Origin of the sequence: Pseudoxanthomonas sp. Soil82 (genome assembly GCF_040446535.1) — a bacterium.
Lineage (GTDB): Bacteria > Pseudomonadota > Gammaproteobacteria > Xanthomonadales > Xanthomonadaceae > Pseudoxanthomonas > Pseudoxanthomonas kaohsiungensis.
The window spans coordinates 501,739-519,100 of sequence record NZ_JBEAAK010000004.1; the positions used below are offsets into that span (position 1 = coordinate 501,739).

Annotated in this window: 18 protein-coding genes and 2 tRNA genes; 11 read left to right on the plus strand and 9 right to left on the minus strand. The window is 70.1% G+C overall.

The window, feature by feature from the left end:
- The first annotated feature begins 296 nt into the window (after positions 1-296).
- From thrS to ABKA19_RS13685, 10 genes are all read left to right on the plus strand, one after another.
- Positions 297-2,201, plus strand: a complete 1,905-nt coding sequence (gene thrS, locus ABKA19_RS13640) for a threonine--tRNA ligase (RefSeq protein WP_162378421.1) — start codon at positions 297-299, stop codon at positions 2,199-2,201.
- Between the two features lie 63 nt (positions 2,202-2,264).
- Positions 2,265-2,786 carry a translation initiation factor IF-3 gene (gene infC, locus ABKA19_RS13645; RefSeq protein ID WP_162378439.1) on the plus strand — a complete coding sequence of 174 codons (522 nt, stop codon included), beginning with the start codon at positions 2,265-2,267 and terminating at the stop codon, positions 2,784-2,786.
- A gap of 474 nt (positions 2,787-3,260) precedes the next feature.
- On the plus strand, positions 3,261-3,458 hold the full coding sequence (gene rpmI / locus ABKA19_RS13650) for a 50S ribosomal protein L35 (RefSeq protein WP_024868243.1): 198 nt from the start codon (positions 3,261-3,263) through the stop codon (positions 3,456-3,458).
- Between the two features lie 13 nt (positions 3,459-3,471).
- Entirely contained in the window at positions 3,472-3,831 is a 360-nt protein-coding gene (gene rplT, locus ABKA19_RS13655) for a 50S ribosomal protein L20 (protein WP_353689358.1), read from the plus strand.
- A 109-nt stretch (positions 3,832-3,940) separates the two neighbouring features.
- Complete coding sequence (locus ABKA19_RS13660; protein WP_353689359.1) at positions 3,941-4,936, plus strand: phenylalanine--tRNA ligase subunit alpha; 996 nt, start codon at positions 3,941-3,943, stop codon at positions 4,934-4,936.
- Positions 4,937-5,002: 66 nt separating this feature from the next.
- Complete coding sequence (gene pheT, locus ABKA19_RS13665; protein WP_353689360.1) at positions 5,003-7,432, plus strand: phenylalanine--tRNA ligase subunit beta; 2,430 nt, start codon at positions 5,003-5,005, stop codon at positions 7,430-7,432.
- Between the two features lie 18 nt (positions 7,433-7,450).
- Positions 7,451-7,756 carry an integration host factor subunit alpha gene (locus ABKA19_RS13670; protein ID WP_162378417.1) on the plus strand — a complete coding sequence of 102 codons (306 nt, stop codon included), beginning with the start codon at positions 7,451-7,453 and terminating at the stop codon, positions 7,754-7,756.
- Positions 7,749-8,105, plus strand: a complete 357-nt coding sequence (locus ABKA19_RS13675; protein WP_028916088.1) for a MerR family transcriptional regulator — start codon at positions 7,749-7,751, stop codon at positions 8,103-8,105. The genes ABKA19_RS13670 and ABKA19_RS13675 overlap by 8 nt, the downstream gene beginning before the upstream one ends.
- Before the next feature lie 87 nt (positions 8,106-8,192).
- Positions 8,193-8,269, plus strand: a tRNA-Pro gene (locus ABKA19_RS13680).
- Between the two features lie 161 nt (positions 8,270-8,430).
- Complete coding sequence (locus ABKA19_RS13685) at positions 8,431-9,549, plus strand: TraB/GumN family protein (RefSeq protein WP_353689361.1); 1,119 nt, start codon at positions 8,431-8,433, stop codon at positions 9,547-9,549.
- Positions 9,550-9,669: 120 nt separating this feature from the next.
- Here ABKA19_RS13685 and dxs read toward each other — a convergent pair whose 3' ends face one another.
- The 6 genes from dxs to ABKA19_RS13715 form a co-directional block, all read right to left on the minus strand.
- On the minus strand, positions 9,670-11,589 hold the full coding sequence (dxs, locus tag ABKA19_RS13690) for a 1-deoxy-D-xylulose-5-phosphate synthase (protein WP_353689362.1): 1,920 nt from the start codon (positions 11,587-11,589) through the stop codon (positions 9,670-9,672).
- An 82-nt stretch (positions 11,590-11,671) separates the two neighbouring features.
- The gene (locus tag ABKA19_RS13695) at positions 11,672-12,319 is read right to left on the minus strand and encodes an HNH endonuclease (RefSeq protein ID WP_162378415.1); all 648 of its coding nucleotides are present in this window, start codon (positions 12,317-12,319) and stop codon (positions 11,672-11,674) included.
- A gap of 54 nt (positions 12,320-12,373) precedes the next feature.
- Positions 12,374-12,850: an LEA type 2 family protein gene (locus tag ABKA19_RS13700; RefSeq protein WP_353689363.1), complete on the minus strand. Its 477-nt coding sequence runs from the start codon at positions 12,848-12,850 to the stop codon at positions 12,374-12,376.
- A 47-nt stretch (positions 12,851-12,897) separates the two neighbouring features.
- Positions 12,898-13,443, minus strand: a complete 546-nt coding sequence (locus ABKA19_RS13705) for a lipocalin family protein (protein WP_353689364.1) — start codon at positions 13,441-13,443, stop codon at positions 12,898-12,900.
- A 98-nt stretch (positions 13,444-13,541) separates the two neighbouring features.
- Positions 13,542-13,751 carry a hypothetical protein gene (locus ABKA19_RS13710; RefSeq protein WP_353689365.1) on the minus strand — a complete coding sequence of 70 codons (210 nt, stop codon included), beginning with the start codon at positions 13,749-13,751 and terminating at the stop codon, positions 13,542-13,544.
- Positions 13,752-13,972: 221 nt separating this feature from the next.
- Positions 13,973-14,048 (minus strand) — tRNA-Phe (locus ABKA19_RS13715).
- A 161-nt stretch (positions 14,049-14,209) separates the two neighbouring features.
- On the opposite strand from ABKA19_RS13715, the gene ABKA19_RS13720 reads away from it, so the two are divergent.
- On the plus strand, positions 14,210-14,686 hold the full coding sequence (locus tag ABKA19_RS13720) for a DUF6491 family protein (protein ID WP_353689389.1): 477 nt from the start codon (positions 14,210-14,212) through the stop codon (positions 14,684-14,686).
- A 69-nt stretch (positions 14,687-14,755) separates the two neighbouring features.
- Here ABKA19_RS13720 and ABKA19_RS13725 read toward each other — a convergent pair whose 3' ends face one another.
- From ABKA19_RS13725 to ftsY, 3 genes are all read right to left on the minus strand, one after another.
- Entirely contained in the window at positions 14,756-15,028 is a 273-nt protein-coding gene (locus tag ABKA19_RS13725; protein ID WP_353689366.1) for an oxidative damage protection protein, read from the minus strand.
- Entirely contained in the window at positions 15,025-16,095 is a 1,071-nt protein-coding gene (gene mutY / locus ABKA19_RS13730) for an A/G-specific adenine glycosylase (RefSeq protein WP_502945790.1), read from the minus strand. The genes ABKA19_RS13725 and mutY overlap by 4 nt, the downstream gene beginning before the upstream one ends.
- 62 nt (positions 16,096-16,157) lie before the next feature.
- Positions 16,158-17,354: a signal recognition particle-docking protein FtsY gene (ftsY, locus tag ABKA19_RS13735; RefSeq protein WP_353689391.1), complete on the minus strand. Its 1,197-nt coding sequence runs from the start codon at positions 17,352-17,354 to the stop codon at positions 16,158-16,160.
- Between the last annotated feature and the right edge of the window lie 8 nt (positions 17,355-17,362).

Here is a 17,362-nt window from a genome sequence, read left to right on the forward strand (position 1 = left end):
CGGACCGGGTTTGCCCCGGCGGCCGGTCGCTGGGCTAGAATCCCCGCATCGCCGCCGGCACGGTGCCGGAGGCCAGGACTGCAGGGTGGCCCGCGGAAACGCCGGCCGAGCGTGCGACATGAGCACTACCACCGCCCACCACTAGCTCGCCGCCGAGGCCCCGCGATTCCAGCCGGCGCCCTCGTGGGCGTTTTTTTATGCCCGTCCATGGGCAAGAGCCCGGCCATCCATGGACGGACTTTCCAGTGCAACAGCGCCGGCTCCGGCCGGGCGCGACAGAGACTTTCCCCGCTCCCATGATCACGATCACCCTTCCCGACGGCAGCCGCCGCGAATTCGAAGCCCCCGTCTCCGTCATGCAGGTCGCCCAGTCGATCGGCGCCGGCCTGGCCAAGGCCACCGTTGCCGGCCAGGTCGACGGCCGCCTGGTCGACGCCAGCGACCTCATCGACCGCGACGCCACCCTGCGCATCATCACGCCCAAGGACGAGGAGGGCGTGGAGATCATCCGCCACTCCTGCGCCCATCTGGTCGGCCACGCGGTCAAGCAGCTGTACCCGGACGTCAAGATGGTCATCGGCCCGGTGATCGCCGAGGGCTTCTATTACGACATCTATTCCGAGCGGCCGTTCACCCCCGACGACATGGCCGCCATCGAAGCGCGCATGCGCGAGCTGATCGCGCAGGATTACGACGTCATCAAGAAGATGACCCCGCGCGCCGAGGTCGTGGACGTCTTCAAGGCGCGCGGCGAGGACTACAAGCTGCGCCTGATCGAGGACATGCCGGAGGACGTGACCGCGATGGGCCTGTACTACCACCAGGAGTACGTGGACATGTGCCGCGGCCCGCACGTGCCCAACACGCGCTTCCTCAAGGCGTTCAAGCTGACCCGCATCTCCGGCGCCTACTGGCGCGGCGATGCGAAGAACGAGCAGCTGCAGCGCATCTACGGCACCGCCTGGGCCGACGAGAAGCAGCTCAAGGCCTACATCCAGCGGATCGAGGAGGCCGAGAAGCGCGACCACCGGCGCATCGGCAAGCAGCAGAACCTGTTCCACCTGCAGGAGGAGGCGCCGGGCCTGGTGTTCTGGCATCCCAAGGGCTGGTCGGTGTGGCAGGTGGTGGAGCAGTACATGCGCCGCGTGTACCGCCAGACCGGCTACGGCGAGGTGCGTTGCCCGCAGATCCTGGACGTGTCGCTGTGGCAGAAGTCCGGCCACTGGGACAACTACAAGGACAACATGTTCTTCACCGAATCGGAGAAGCGCACCTACGCGATCAAGCCGATGAACTGCCCGGGCCACGTCCAGGTGTTCAACCAGGGCCTGCACAGCTACCGCGACCTGCCGATCCGCTACGGCGAGTTCGGCGCCTGCCACCGCAACGAGCCCTCGGGCGCGCTGCACGGCATCCTGCGCGTGCGCGGCTTCACCCAGGACGACGGCCACATCTTCTGCACCCCGGACCAGGTCGAGGCCGAGGTTCGCGCCTTCCACGAGCAGGCGCTGAAGGTCTACGCCGATTTCGGCTTCCAGGAGATCCAGATCAAGATCGCCCTGCGCCCGGATTCGCGCCTGGGCGACGACGCGACCTGGGACAAGGCCGAGGATTCGCTGCGCTCGGCCCTGCGCGCCTCGGGCGTGGAGTGGCAGGAGCTGCCGGGCGAGGGCGCCTTCTACGGGCCCAAGATCGAGTACCACCTCAAGGACGCCATCGGCCGGACCTGGCAGCTGGGCACCATGCAGGTGGATTTCATGATGCCCGGCCGGCTCGGCGCCGAATACGTGGACGAGAACAGCCAGCGCCGGCACCCGGTCATGCTGCACCGGGCCATCGTCGGTTCGATGGAGCGCTTCATCGGGATCCTGATCGAGCACCACGCCGGTTCCTTCCCGGCCTGGCTGGCCCCGGTCCAGGCGGTCGTGGCCAACATCACCGACGCCCAGGCTGAATACGTGGCGGAAGTCCAGAAAACCCTTGCGAATCAAGGCTTCCGGGTCGAGGCCGATTTGCGCAACGAGAAGATCGGCTTTAAGATCCGCGAGCACACGCTGCAGCGGGTGCCGTACCTGCTGGTGGTCGGGGACCGCGAGAAGGAGAACGGCGCCGTGGCGGTGCGCACGCGTTCCGGGGAAGATTTGGGCACAATGTCGGTGTCCGCGTTCGCCGAGACGCTGCGTTCGCAAGAGTTGGCGTAATACCAGACAGGGAGTGGCCGGCCGCCGCCGGCCTCCCCACATTCCACCCCTGGAGACCGAAACATCAGTACCCCAGAGAAACAAAACCGGAAGAACGGCGAAATCCGCGTCCCGCGCGTGCGCGTGATCGGGTCCGACGGCGAGATGATAGGCGTGCTGTCGCGCGACGAAGCGCTGCGCATGGCCGAAGACGAGGAGCTCGACCTCGTCGAGATCCAGCCCAACGCCGATCCGCCGGTCTGCAAGATCATGGACTTCGGCAAGTTCAAGTTCGAACTGCAGAAGAAGGCCAACGAGGCCAAGAAGAAGACCAAGCAGGTCGAGATCAAGGAGCTCAAGTTCCGTCCGGTCACGGACGAGGGCGACTACCAGATCAAGCTGCGCAACATGCGCCGCTTCCTGGAGGAGGGCGACAAGGTCAAGGTCAACATCCGCTTCCGTGGCCGCGAGATGAGCCACCAGGAACTGGGCCGGCAGATGGCCGCGCGGATCGAAGCCGACCTGGGCGACGATATCGTCATCGAATCCCGCCCGCGCCTGGAAGGGCGGCAGATGGTCATGATGATCGCGCCCAAGAAGAAGTAACCGCGCCGGCGCCATGGCAGCGGAAGAAGGGGCGCCGAGGGCGCCCCTTCCCGTTTCGGAGTTTGCCTGCAAGGTCGCCAGGAGCCGGCGCGCCACGATGCGCGTTCCGGGGCAGCGCAAGCAGGGATGGCGTGTCGCCCTGGTCCGCGCAGCACCCGGCAGGCGGTCAGGCGTTGAGGCCTGCGCTTACGCACCCACCCGGGAGCCCGGCGCGCGCACTTTTCCCTGGCGTTCCGGTGCCGCCCTGCGCCGAGCGGCTCCTCGCGGAACCTCCTGATTTGCAAAGAAATCCGGCGGCCGGCATAATGCGCGGCTCCGGTTCGCCGGAGAGGGTTGGCAACGACCCTAGGACCCGTCGTATTCCCCTCGGGAATCAACGACTTACCGACCGGTGTGGGCATGGATGGAAAGCGTGGTCAGTGCCCCGGCACGCCACCGCCCGCGCCAGTGACAGTTCCCATCAAGGACACAGCAATGCCCAAGATCAAGACCAACCGGGCGGCGGCCAAGCGTTTCCGCAAGACCGCGTCCGGCAAGTTCAAGGCCGGCCACGCCAACCGTAGCCACATCCTCACCAAGAAAGCGACCAAGCGGAAGCGCAACCTGCGGCAGACGAACCACGTCCGCGCCGAGGATGCCGGCCGCCTGACCCGCATGCTGCCGTATCTCTGAGGAGGACTGACCAATGGCACGAGTCAAGCGTGGCGTCCAGGCGCGCCGCCGTCACAAGAAGGTCCTCGACCTCGCCAAGGGCTACTACAACGCCCGCCGCAAGGTCTTCCGCGTCGCCAAGCAGGCGGTCATCAAGGCGCAGCAGTACGCCTACATCGGCCGCAAGCAGAAGAAGCGCAACTTCCGCTCGCTGTGGATCACCCGCATCAACGCGGCTGCCCGCAGCAACGGCCTGAGCTACAGCCGCTTCATGAACGGCCTGCTCAAGGCCGGCATCACCCTGGACCGCAAGGTGCTGGCGGACATCGCCGTGCACGACGCGACCGGGTTTACGGCGCTGGCCGAGAAGGCGAAGAGTGCCCTGGCGGCCTGAGCCGCCTCTCCACCGTAAAAGTGGCACTGGACGGCTCGCCGTCCGACACGTGGGGAAGGGCGCGAGTCCTTCCCCATTTGTTTTTCCGAACGCCGGAACCCGGAACCCCATGAGCGAAATCGAATCCCTGGCCGCGCGCGCGCTGGCCGACATCGCCGCCGCGCAGTCGCCCGACGCACTGGAAGCCCTGCGCGTGGGACTGCTGGGCAAGCAGGGCAGCATCACCGCCCAGCTCAAGCAGCTGGGCACCCTGCCTGCCGACCAGCGCAAGGCCGCCGGCGAAGCCATCAACCGGATCCGCGACGAGGTCGGGCAGGCGCTGTCCGCGCGCAGGGCGGTGCTGGAGGAAGCCGCGCTCGACGCGCGCCTGGCCGGTGAGGCCATCGACGTGACCCTGCCGGGCCGCGACGGGCAACGCGGCGGCATCCACCCGGTGTCGCGCACGCTGGAGCGGATCGCCGAAATCTTCGGCAGGCTCGGCTACGAGCTGGCCGACGGCCCGGAGATCGAGGACGACTGGCACAACTTCGAGGCATTGAACTTCCCGCCGCACCATCCGGCGCGCGCCATGCACGACACCTTCTACTTCGGTGACGGCCGCCTGCTGCGCACGCACACCTCCGGTGTGCAGGTGCGCTACATGGGCGAGCATTCGCCGCCGCTGAGGATGATCGCCGCCGGCAAGGTCTACCGCAGCGACAGCGACCAGACCCACTCGCCGATGTTCCACCAGGTCGAGGGCCTGCTGGTCGACGAGCACGCGACCTTCGCCGACCTCAAGGGCACCCTGGCCGAGTTCGTGCGCGCCTTCTTCGAGCGCGACTTCCAGATGCGCTTCCGCCCGAGCTATTTCCCGTTCGTGGAGCCGGGCGCCGAAGTCGACATCGCCTGGCAGCAGCCGGACGGCAGCGTGCGCTGGCTGGAAGTGCTCGGCTGCGGCATGGTCCACCCCAACGTGCTGCGCAACTGCGGCATCGACCCGGAGCGCTACACCGGTTTCGCCTTCGGCCTGGGCGTGGAGCGTTTCGCGATGCTGCGCTACGGGGTCAACGACCTGCGCGCGTTCTTCGAGAACGACGTGCGGTTCCTGCGGCAGTTCGCCTGACCGCTACGACGACGGACCCTTCGACATTCACGGCGGGCCAGGCCCGCCCCACGGAACGCGATCAAGATGAAATTCTCCGAGAACTGGCTGCGCAGCCACGTGCCCACCTCGGCCAACCGCGACGGGCTGGCCGCCACGCTCACCGCGATCGGGCTCGAGGTCGAGGAAGTGACCGCGCTGGGCGATGGGCTGGCCGGCGTGGTGGTGGCGCGCATCGTCGAGGCGGTGAAGCACCCGGAAGCCGACCGCCTGCAGGTCTGCCAGGTCGACATCGGCGGCGAGGCGCCATTGCAGGTCGTCTGCGGCGCGCCGAACGCGCGGGCGGGCCTGGTCGCGCCGCTGGCCACGGTCGGCGCGAACGTGGGCGGCATCGCGATCAAGGCGGCCAGGCTGCGCGGGGTGGAATCCAACGGCATGCTCTGCTCGGCCAGGGAGCTGGGCCTGGACGCCGACGCCTCCGGCCTGCTCGAGCTGCCGTCCGATGCGCCGGTGGGCGCGCCGCTGGCCGACTACCTCGGCCTGCCCGACGCCAGCATCGAGATCAAGCTGACCCCCAACCGCGCCGACTGCTTCAGCGTGCGCGGCATCGCCTATGACGTGGCCGCAGCGCTGGCCAGCGAGGTCGCACCGCTGGACATGGCGCCGGTGCCGGCGCAGGGCGACGCCGCCATGGACGTCGTGCTCGAAGCGGGCGGGCGAGTGCCGCGCTTCGCCGGCCGCGTGGTCGAGAACGTGGACGCCACCGCGCCGACCCCGGTGTGGATGGCCGAGCGCCTGCGCCGTGCCGGCGTGCGCCCGATCAGTTTCCTGGTCGACGTCACCCAGTACGTGATGCTGGAGCTGGGCCAGCCGATGCATGCCTTCGACCGCGACGCGCTGACCGGCCCGGTCGTGGTGCGCCAGGCGCGCGCGGGCGAGCAGCTCAGGCTGCTGGACGGGCGCGAGGCGGCCCTGGACGACGACTTCCTGGTCGTCGCCGACAGCCACGGCGGCCGCGCCGCGCGTGCGGTCGCGCTGGGCGGGATCATGGGCGGCGAGGCGACCAAGGTCACCGAGGCCACCCGCAACGTATTCCTCGAGGCCGCGCACTGGGTCCCGTCGGCGATCATCGGTCGCAGCCGCCGCCTCGGCCTGCATACCGACGCCGGCCACCGCTTCGAGCGTGGCGTGGATCTGGAGCTGCCGCGCATTGCAGTGGAGTATGCGACGCGGCTGATCCTGGACATCGCCGGCGGCGTGCCCGGTCCGCTGACCGAGGCGACCCTGCCTGGCCACCTGTCGGCGCCGGCCGCGATCGGCCTGCGCCGCGCGCGCGTGGCGCGCGTGCTCGGCATCGAGATCGCCGATGCCGAGATCGAACGCATCCTGCGTGCGCTGGGCATGCAGGTCGCCGCGAGCGGCGATGGCTGGCAGGTGACCCCGCCCAGCCGCCGCTTCGACATCGCGATCGAGGAGGACCTGGTCGAGGAACTGGCGCGCATCCACGGCTACGACCGGCTGCCGACGACCCTCCCAGGCGGCCCGGCGCGCATAGTCGTGCCGAGCGAAACCCGCCTGGCCGAGGCCGATATCCGCCGCCAGCTGGTCGCCCGCGACTACCTGGAGGCGATCAGCTTCGCCTTCGTCGAGGCCGACCTGCTGCGGACCTGGGGCTGTGCCGACGACACCGTGGCGCTGGCCAATCCGCTCAGCGCCGAGCTGGCGGTGATGCGTCCGCGGCTGCTGCCCGGCCTGGTCGACGCGCTGGCGCGCAACGTGTCGCGGCAGGCCGGGCGCGTGCGCCTGTTCGAGCTCGGTCGCACCTTCGCTGCGGCCGACCCGTCGTCGCGTGCGCCGGGCGGTCCCGATCCGGCGCCGCGGGAAACCCGCCGGCTCGCGGCGGTCGCCTGCGGCGAGGCCCGCGCCGAACAGTGGGGCGAGGCGTCGCGCCGGGTCGACTTCCACGACCTCAAGGGCGATCTCGAATCGCTGGCGGCCGCCTCGGGTGCGGTCCTGGAGTTCCGTCCGTCGGCCGAACCGTTCGGCCATCCCGGCCGCAGCGCGGACGTGTACCGCAGCGCCGCGGAAGGCGAACCGGTGCGCCTCGGCTGGATCGGCCAGCTGCACCCACGCCTGCAGCTGGCCTTGGGCCTGGACGTCGACGTGGTCGCCTTCGAGCTGGACCTCGAGCCCCTGGAGGCGCGGGCCTTGCCGCATGCCGAGGCGCTGTCGCGCTTCCCGGCGGTGCGCCGCGACCTGGCCTTCGTGGTCGGGCTGGACGTGGCCTGGTCCGACCTGGCCGCAGGCGTTCGCCGCGCCGCGGGGCCGGTCCTGCGCGACCTGCTGCTGTTCGACCGCTACCAGGGGGCGGGCGTTGAATCCGGTTGCAAGAGTCTGGCTATGGGCTTGATTTTGCAGGACAACGCGCGCACTCTGACCGACCAGGACGCGGATGCGGTCGTGGCTCGCGTGGTCGCCGAACTGGGCAGCGCGCACGGCGCGCGGATCCGCGGCTGATACAGGGGAAGGACCGGAATGGCATTGACCAAGGCGGAGATGGCCGAGCGTCTGTTCGACGAAGTCGGCCTGAACAAGCGCGAGGCGAAGGAGTTCGTCGACGCGTTCTTCGACGTGCTGCGCGAGGCGTTGCAGGGCGGCCGGCAGGTGAAGCTGTCGGGTTTCGGCAACTTCGACCTGCGCCGCAAGAACCAGCGCCCGGGGCGCAACCCGAAGACCGGCGAGGAGATCCCGATCTCGGCCCGCACCGTGGTCACGTTCCGCCCGGGCCAGAAGCTGAAGGAGCGGGTGGAAGCCTACGCGGGAGCCGAGCCGCATGCTTGATCCGGGCAGCAACCGCGAGCTTCCGCCGATCCCGGCCAAGCGCTACTTCACCATCGGCGAGGTCAGCGAGCTGTGCGACGTCAAGCCGCACGTGCTGCGCTACTGGGAGACGGAGTTCCCCAGCCTCAGTCCGGTCAAGCGCCGCGGCAACCGCCGCTACTACCAGCGCCACGATGTGCTGATGGTGCGCCAGATCCGCGGCCTGCTGTACGAACAGGGCTACACCATCGGCGGCGCGCGGCTGCGCCTGGAGGGCGAGGGTGCGAAGCAGGAGTCGGCATTGAGCAGCCAGATCGTGCGCCAGGTGCGCATGGAGCTGGAGGAAGTGCTGCAGCTGCTGCGGCGCTGAGCCACCACCGGCGGTTTCGCGGAGGCCTCGCCGCGGACGCGGCCGAACCGGTATAATCGCCGGCCCGCCTCTGGCGGAAAGCTGCTTCGGGGTATAGCGCAGCCTGGTAGCGCACCAGTCTGGGGGACTGGTGGTCGTCGGTTCGAATCCGGCTACCCCGACCATTACGTGTTGCGAACAGGCCCGCCTTGCGCGGGCTTTTTCGTGTGCGCCACCGGCCGCGGAACCAATCATGAACAGGCCCGCGGCCACCGTTGCACCGGCCGCCGACGGCTGGCCGGCCCCGCGTATGCTCGGCCCGGCAGTGGCGACTGGGAGCGCAGGCATGGCGGCACGGATGGCGGCAGGTGTGGTGCTCCTGGTCCTGGGGGGTGCGTTCGCGACGGGCGCCACGCAGGCGCAGGAGCCGTCGCCGCCCGCCCCCAGCGCTGGCGCGGCACCGGTCGTGGACATGGAAGCGGTGGTCGTCACCGGCGTACAGCCTGGGCCGGGCATGTGGCGGGCCACGCGCGGCGGCCACACCCTGTACATACTTGGCACCCAGTCGCCGCTTCCGCGCGGGATGAGCTGGGACGCGGACGAGGCGCGCGATGTGCTGGGGCAGGCCGGGGCGGTGCTGGGTTCACCGGGGGTGACCATCAATGCGGACATGGGCTTCTTCCGCGTCCTGACCCTGGCGCCATCGGCCTTGAAGGCGATGAAGAACCCGGACGGCCAGACCCTGGACCAGGTGCTGCCGCCGGAGGTCCATGCGCGCTGGAGCGTGCTCAAGCAGCGTTACCTTGGCCGCGATCGCGGCGTGGAAAAGAAGCGCCCGCTGATCGCCGTCTACGAGCTCTACAAGGCGGCGCTGGAGCGCAATGGTTTGCGCGAGGGCGGGGTGGTCGGGCCGGTGATCGACAAGGCGCTCAAGGAGCGCGACCTGGAGCGCACCTCCACCTTGCTCGCGCTGAAGATCGACGACCCGCGCCAGGCGATCGCGGATTTCCGCAAGGAAGAGCTCAAGCCCGAAGACCTGGCCTGCTTCAACGGCACCCTGGACATCATCGAGCGCGACCTGCCGCAGATCGTGGCGCGTGCCAACGCCTGGGCGGTGGGCGACCTGGACGCGCTGCGGACCATGCCCAGCGGACGCAACCAGCTGCTGGCCTGCCTGTCGGCGTGGACCCAGACCGAGACCGCACGCAAGCGCGGGCTGGTCGACATCGACGTGCGCGTGCGCGACAGCTGGATGAGCGCCGTCGACAAGGCGGTGGCCGCCCATCCGGTGTCCTTCGCCACGCTGTCGATCGATGAGCTGCTCCGCGGCGACGGCGGGTACCTTGCCGAGCTGCGGCAACGCGGCTACCGGATCCAGGCGCCGGACGAGTACGGGTACGAGGATGGGATCGAAGAGACGGCGGATGCGCCGCCTGGCGATGCGATCGCGCCGCCGCCCCTGTAGGGCGATCTGACCCGGCACACGCGCGGGGCGCTCTCTTCGTAGAGCGGGGCTTGCCCCGCAGCCCTTCCCGGGCAGTCGAGGCACTCGACGGCTCGGCGAAGCAGCCGGGCGAGCCCGGCTCTACAGGGCGCCGGCGGCGCGAGGCAGGTCGCTTTCCGTCGTTGCCAGCTGCGGCCAGCGCCTGAGCACCGCGGCGCGGATGCCGGCCGCATCGATGCCGGCCTCGGCCAGCAGGTCCTCGCGGCTGGCGTGGTGCTGGAAGGCGTCGGGCAGGCCCAGGTGCAGCACCGGCAACAGCACGCCCTCGGCGTTGAGCAGTTCCGACACCGCCGAACCGGCGCCACCGGCGACGACGTTGTCCTCGACGGTGACGAAACCCTGGTGGCTGGCCGCCAGCTCCAGGACCAGCGCGCGGTCCAGCGGTTTGACGAAGCGCATGTTGACCACGGTCAGCCCGAGCTCGGCGCCGACCTGTTCGGCCGCCGGCACGGTCGCGCCGAAGGCGAGCAGGGCGATGCGCGAGCCGCTGCGGCGCAGCTGCGCCTTGCCGATGGGCAAGGTCTCCAGGCCAGGGTCGACCGCCACGCCCGGCCCGGTGCCGCGGGGATAACGCACCGCGGCCGGGCCTTCGTGGTGGAAACCGGTGCTGAGCATCTGCCGGCACTCGTTCTCGTCGGCCGGGGCCATCACCAGCATGTGCGGCACGCAACGCAGGAAGCTCAGGTCGAGGTTGCCGGCATGGGTGGCACCGTCCGGGCCGACCACGCCGCCGCGGTCGATGGCGAACAGCACGTCCAGCTTCTGCGTGGCCACGTCGTGGACCAGCTGGTCGTAACCGCGCTGCAGGAAGGTGGAGTAGATCGCCACGACGGGCTTGGCGCCCTGGGTGGCCATGCCGGCGGCCAGGGTCACCGCGTGCTGCTCGGCGATGGCCACGTCGAAGTAGCGTTCCGGGTATTCCCTGCTGAAGCGCACCAGCCCGGAGCCTTCGCGCATGGCCGGCGTGATGCCCAGCAGGCGGGGCTCGACCGCGGCCATGTCGCACAGCCAGTCGCCGAACACGTCGGTATAGGTCGGCTTCTTCGCGCCGGCCTTCGCAACCAGCCCCTTGGCCGGATCGAACGGACCGACGGCGTGGTAGCCGATCTGGTCGCCCTCGGCCAGCTCGTAGCCCTTGCCCTTGGTGGTGATCACGTGCAGCAGCTGCGGGCCCTTGAGGGTCTTGAGCGTCTTCAGCGCGTTGACCAGGGCAGGCAGGTCGTGGCCGTCGATCGGGCCGGTGTAGTGGAAACCCATTTCCTCGAACAGGGTGGAGGGCACGAACATGCCCTTCCAGTGTTCCTCCCAGCGGCGCACGAAGCGCGCGGTCGGGTTCTTCTTGTCGCCCAGCAGCTTCTTGCCGCCCTCGCGCAGCTTGTTGAGGGTCGCGCTGCCGGTCATCCGGCCGAGCATCTTGGTGACGCCGCCGACCGCCTCGGAAATCGACATCCGGTTGTCGTTGAGGATCACCAGCAGGTTCGGCTCGTCGTCCATGCCACCGGCGTGGTTGAGCGCCTCGTAGGCCATGCCCGCGGTCATCGCGCCGTCGCCGATCACGGCCACGACCCTGCGCGGGTCGCCGGCGCGCTGCAGCGCGATCGCCATGCCAAGGGCGGCGGAGATCGAGGTCGAGGAATGGCCGACGCCGAAGGTGTCGTACTCGCTTTCCTCGCGCTTGGGGAACGGCGCCACGCCGTCCTTCTGCTTGACCGTGTGGATGCGGTCGCGGCGGCCGGTGAGGATCTTGTGCGGGTAGGTCTGGTGGCCCACGTCCCAGACCAGCTGGTCGACCGGGGTGTCGTAGAGCCAGTGCAAGGCCACGGTCAGTTCGACCACGCCCAGTCCGGCGCCGAAGTGGCCGCCGCTGCGGCCGACCGACTCGATCAGGTACGCACGCAGCTCCTCGGCGATCGCGGGCAGCTCGGCCTCGTCGAACTGGCGCAGGTCGGCAGGCGTGTCGATGCGCGACAGGCGCGGGTAGCGGGCGGAATCGATGCTCATCGGGTGCGGCACGGTACGGGCCGCCATTTTCCTCCCCGGGGGCGTGACGGGGCAAGCAAGGCCGTTCAGGGGCCGGGGAGGTTCAGGCCGACAGCTTCGACCGCTTGGGCAGCTGCGCCTTCAGGAAGGCCATCTGGTCGGCCAGGATGTTGCGGTTGGACAGGATCAGGTGCTCGATCCAGCTGGGCCGGTAGGGGACGGCCAGCAACGGCATGTGCGCCTGCTGCGGGGTGCGGTCGCCCTTGCGCGAGTTGCAGTGGAAGCAGGCGCTGACCACGTTCTCCCAGACGTCGCGGCCGCCCTTGGACAGGGGCATGACGTGGTCGCGGGTCAGGTGCGGGCGGTTGAACTGGCCGCCGCAGTACAGGCACAGGTGCGCATCGCGGGCGAACAGCGCGGTATTGGACAGGGTCGGCGTGGGATCCAGGGCGCGGGCATGGGCATGGCCGCGGGTGGCGACGATCGGGTGCAGCTCGATCATGCTGCGCTCGCCGGTCATGCGGCAGATGCCGCCATGCACGCGCAGGCAGGGGTCGCCCAGAGTCCAGGCGACCGCGTCGCGTGCGTAGAGGCAGGTCGCGTCCTGCCAGCCGATCCAGTCCATTGCGCGACCGTGCGCATCCAGCGACAGCACCCGTACCGCGGGTGCGTGCTCCCGCGGGGGAGGGGCGGCGACCGGGGCCTGCGCTCCGGTGCAGACCAGACCTAGCGTTGCTGTGTCCGTCTCCATCGGGAAAACAGCTTATACCCGAATGGTGACGGTTTGGGTATGCCGTCGGCGGGGTCAGCGCAGCACGCCGTCCAGGCCCGGCGCGGGATTGAGCGCGCTGCGGTCGTCGACGTCGAACTGGCGCGGTTTGCTCGCCTCGTCCGGCGTGGCGTCCACCGTGCCGACCAGGCGGTAGGACAGCGACCTGCGGGTGGCCAGGGCATCGGCCACCGCGATGCGCGACATGCCATCGGGCCTCATCGACACCTTCACCACGTCGGCCGATCCCGGCCCGATCGAAATGCCCGGCGTGGCCTGCAGGACCCCGGCCGCGTGTTCGTCCACGCTCACCTCAAGCCGGACCTTGTCGAAGCGCATGGAAACGCTGCTGAAGTTGTGCAGCCGCAGGTCCACCATCCAGTCGCCATTGGACTGCACCGCCAGTTGCTGGATCGCGGCCGAAGGCGGCGACACGCGCCGGGCGTTGCCTCCGCACGAGGCGAGCAGGACGAGGACGGCGGTGGCCAACAGCAGCTTCAGGACGGGCTTCATGCGATCTCCGGGCGGGCGATGGCCCGATAGTAAGCCGTCGCCGCCGCTCAGCGCAGCGGGGCGGCGACCACCAGCGGCTCCAGCTGGTAGCCCATGGCGTCCGCCTTGGCCTTGAGTCGTGCGAAGAGTTCCCGATCCATGGTCGGCTCGCGCGAGAGGATCCACAGGTACTTGCGGTCGGGGTCGCCGACCACCGCCCACTGGTAGTCGGGATCGAGGGCGATCACCCAGTAGTCGGCCCATACCAGGGGCACCCAGGACAGCCAGCCGGGCACGAAGCGCACCTCGAGCCGGCCCGGATGGCCTTCGACCGTCCTCGCCACCCCTTCGGCGACCGCCTGGCTGCCATCGCGCGCCAGGCAGGCGTTGCGCACGCTGATGGTGCCGTCCGCGCGCAGGGCGTAGCTGGCGGTGATGTCGGCCACGCACTTGCGCTGGAACGAGACCGGCAGGTGCGCGATCTCGTACCAGTTGCCGGCGTACCGGGACAGGTCCATCGCCGGGACCGAGGTCACCGGTGCCGCCGCCATGGCGGGGCGGGCGGGAAGCGCCAGCACAAGACAGGCCAGCAGCAGGATCGGCAGGGCGCGCATGGGGCCTCCGCGAGAGGGCGCGCCGATCCTAGCATCCCGGCCGGGGCCGTCGTCCCGGCCAGGGCCATGCCATCCGGGCCGGTGAGTCGGCGCGGGGTTCAGCAGCCTGCGGTCTGCAGCCAGGAGGTGTGGCCGGCGCGCAACTCCACCCGTGCCGGTTGGCCGCCGCGCAGGGCACTGGCGTCGGCCAGGGTCGCCGCCACCGCCAGGGCTGCGGCCACCGACGGATACCAGGCCAGCGGCCTGCCGCAATCGAGGAGGGTGCCGCCGCCGTGTTCGCGACGGACGACGAGGAGTCTCTGGTCCATGCAAGGTCCGGGTTCCGGCCGCCGGGAGCAGGCGTCGCGCGAGTGTGCGAAGCGCGTCAGCGCGTGGGAATCGGCTAGAGCCGGCTTGGCGGGTAGGAAATTTCCGAGCCGACCATTCGCAGCGCCGGGCTGCCGTGGTGCGGCTGTACAAGCCCCAGAAAGCGAAAAGGCCTGCATTCCTGCAGGCCTTCGCGGCTTCTCGCTGTTCCATCCACCAGAAGTGGTGGCCGGGGAGGGAATCGAACCCCCGACACGGGGATTTTCAATCCCCTGCTCTACCAACTGAGCTACCCGGCCATGCGCGGCATGACCGCGGCGAGGGGCGGAATCATACCGGGGCGCGGGATGGCAGACAAGCCGGGCGCGTTCGCGGTTCCGGTTGGCAGCGGGAAACGTTGGGCGCATGATCGCTCGCGGTCCACCCACGCACGGAGAAGCTCGTGAAAAAGATGCTTTCGATGGGGGTGTTTGCGATTGCCCTTTCGCTGGGGGCCGCGGCCTGCAGCAACTCGGGGATGCCCAGGGCCACGGACGCCGAGCGGCTGGCGTTCTACGAGGCCCATGCCGGGGAGCCGGTGCGCAACTTCCGCATGTTCGGGCGCCTCAATGGCTGGACCCCGCTGGGCAACAGCGCGATGGTGGTGTGGACCCGCCCGAACGAGGCGTTCCTGCTGAACTTCGCCGGCCCCTGCCAGGACCTGCAGTTCGCCACCTCGATCACGATCTCGCACTTCTCCAACACGGTGACCGCGCGCTTCGACACGGTGACGCCACGCGGTCCCGGCGTGAGCCAGGTGGCGCGGATCCCGTGCCGGATCGACACCATCCGCCCGATCGACGTGCCGGCGCTCAACCAGAGCCGCGAAGAGATCCGCCAGGCCAATGCCGAGGCGCGCCAGGACGCTCCGCCGGCCGAAACGCCGCCGTCGAACTGACGGATAAAAGGGATCGGGTGCCGGCACGGCGCGGTCGCCGTGCCGGCTCCGCGGCCGCGGCAACGCGGGTCAGGTTTCCGGCGGCACGTAGCCGGCGGGTTTTTCCGCGCCGCCGCCGAACAGGAACTTCTCCATTTCGCTTTCCAGGAAGGCGCGGTGCTTCGGGTCGCGCGGCGAGAGCCGGTTCTCGTTGATCAGCATGGTCTGGTGCGCGAGCCAGGCGGCCCACGCGGGCTTGCCGATGTGGGCGTGGATGCGCTGGCCCAGTTCGCCCGGCCAAGGGACGAAATCCAGCCCCTCGGCATCGCGTTGCTGGTAGTGGCAGAAGACGGTGCGGCTCATGTCCTGGAATCGATCAGCTTGCGGATGGGGGCGGGCAGGGCGAACGCGTGCAGTTCATCGCGTGCGACCCAGCGCAGGTCGGGATTGTCGCCGACCGCGGCCTTCGGCGCGACTTCGCGCAGGCGCCGCGGCTGCAGCCGCAGCCGGTAATGGCTGAAGGCGTGCGGCACCTCGGGCAGGGTTTCGGCATCCCAGGCGCCGGCGAGGTGCCGTGCCGACCAGGCCTGCACCTGGGCCTCGTCGTCGGCCTGCGGCAGCGACCACAGCGTCGCCCACACCCCCGTCGGCGGACGCCGGGCCAGCAGGATCCGGCCCTGCGCGTCCTCGGCCCACAGCACCACCGCGCTGCGCTCGGGCAGGGCCTTGCCCGGGCGGGCGGTGGGCAGCGAGGCGGTGCGGCCGCTGGCCAGCGCGGCGCAGCCTTCCTGCAGCGGGCACAGCACGCAGGCCGGGTTGGCGCGCGTGCACAGGGTGGCGCCGAAATCCATCTGCGCCTGGGTGTAGTCGGCCAGGCGCGCCTGCGGCAGGTGCGACTGGGCCAGCGTCCACATCGATTTCTCGACCGCCGGCAAGCCGGGCCAGCCTTCGATGCCGTGGTAGCGGGCGAGTACGCGCTTGACGTTGCCGTCCAGGATCGGGAAACGGTCGCCCCAGGCCTGGGTGAGGATCGCCCCGGCGGTGCTGCGGCCGATGCCCGGCAGCGCCACCAATGCCTCGAGATCGCGCGGCAGGTCGCCGCCATGGCGCTGGACGCACAGCCGGGCGGCGGCATGCAGGTTGCGCGCGCGGCTGTAGTAGCCCAGCCCGGCCCACTGCGCCATGACCGCGTCGGACGGTGCGTCGGCTAGCGTCGGCAGGTCGGGGAAGGCGCGCAGGAAGCGCTCGAAATACGGAATGACCGTGGCGACCTGGGTCTGCTGCAGCATCACTTCCGACAGCCATACTCGGTACGGCGTGCGCGGATGCTGCCAGGGCAGGTCATGGCGGCCATGGCGGTCGAACCAGGCCAGCAGCCGGGGCGCGAAGCCGTCGCCCGGGTCGCTGCCTTCGGGCACCGGGGCAGGCACCGATTCCGGCCCGGGCACTGCGGGTCCGGCGCGGCGCCTGCCACGCGTTGCGGCCGGCATGCTCAGCTGCCGCCCAGCGCTTCCGGCAGCAACGCGTCGACGAAGGCTTCGGCGTCGAACACGCGCAGGTCTTCCGGCCGCTCGCCGATGCCGGCGAAGCGGATCGGGATGCCGAATTCGCGCGCCAGCGCGAACACGACGCCGCCCTTGGCGGTGCCGTCGAGCTTGGTCACCACCAGTCCGGTGACGCCCACGGCCGCGTGGAACTGGCGCAGCTGGTTGAGCGCGTTCTGGCCGGTGGTGCCGTCGATCACCATCAGCACTTCGTGCGGCGAGGCCGGATCGAGCTTCTGCAGCACGCGCTTGATCTTGCCCAGCTCGTTCATCAGCCCGGTCTGGGTATGCAGGCGGCCGGCGGTATCGGCGACCAGTACCTCGATGCCGCGCGCCTTGGCCGCCTGCAGCGCGTCGAACGCGACCGAGGCGGCGTCGGCGTTCTGGCCCTGGGCGATGACGGTCACGCCGTTGCGCTCGCCCCAGGCCTGCAGCTGGGCCACGGCGGCGGCGCGGAAGGTGTCGCCGGCGGCCAGAACCAGGCTGCGGCCCTCGTCCTTGAAGCGGCGCGCCAGCTTGCCGATGGTGGTGGTCTTGCCGACGCCGTTGACGCCCACGGTCAGCAGCACGAACGGCCGCGCCCCGCGGTCGATCACCAGCGGCTGGGCGACCGGGCGCAGCATCGCCACCAGCTCGCCGCGCAGCGCCACCAGCAGTGCGTTGGCATCGGCGAACTCGCGCGCCTTCATCCGCCTGCGCAGGCCGTCGACCAGCGCGGTGGTTGCGCCCACGCCGACGTCGGCGGTCAGCAACGCGGTCTCGATCTCGTCGAGCAGGTCGTCGTCGAGCTTGGGGTTGCGCGAGAACAGGCCGCCGAAGCTGCGGGCGAAGGTGCTGTTGCGCAGCCGCTCGCGCCAGCCGGGCTTGCCCGGGGCCGCGGCCGCCGGCACCACCAGGCCGGCGTCGGCCACGGTGCCGGCATCGGCGTCGATCACCGCCTCGGCGGTTTCCTCCAGCGGCTGCTGTTCGACCACCGCCGGCTCGACCAGGGCCGCGCCGGCAGCCGCATCCACGTCCAGCGCGCCGTTGTCGGCCGCGGCCGGCGCCGCCGGGAACGCGGCAGCCAGTTCCTCGGCGCTGAAACGGTTGGACGTTGCGGGGGCAGGGGCATCCTGCGGCTTCTTGCGGCGGAAGAAACTGACCATTGCCTGCG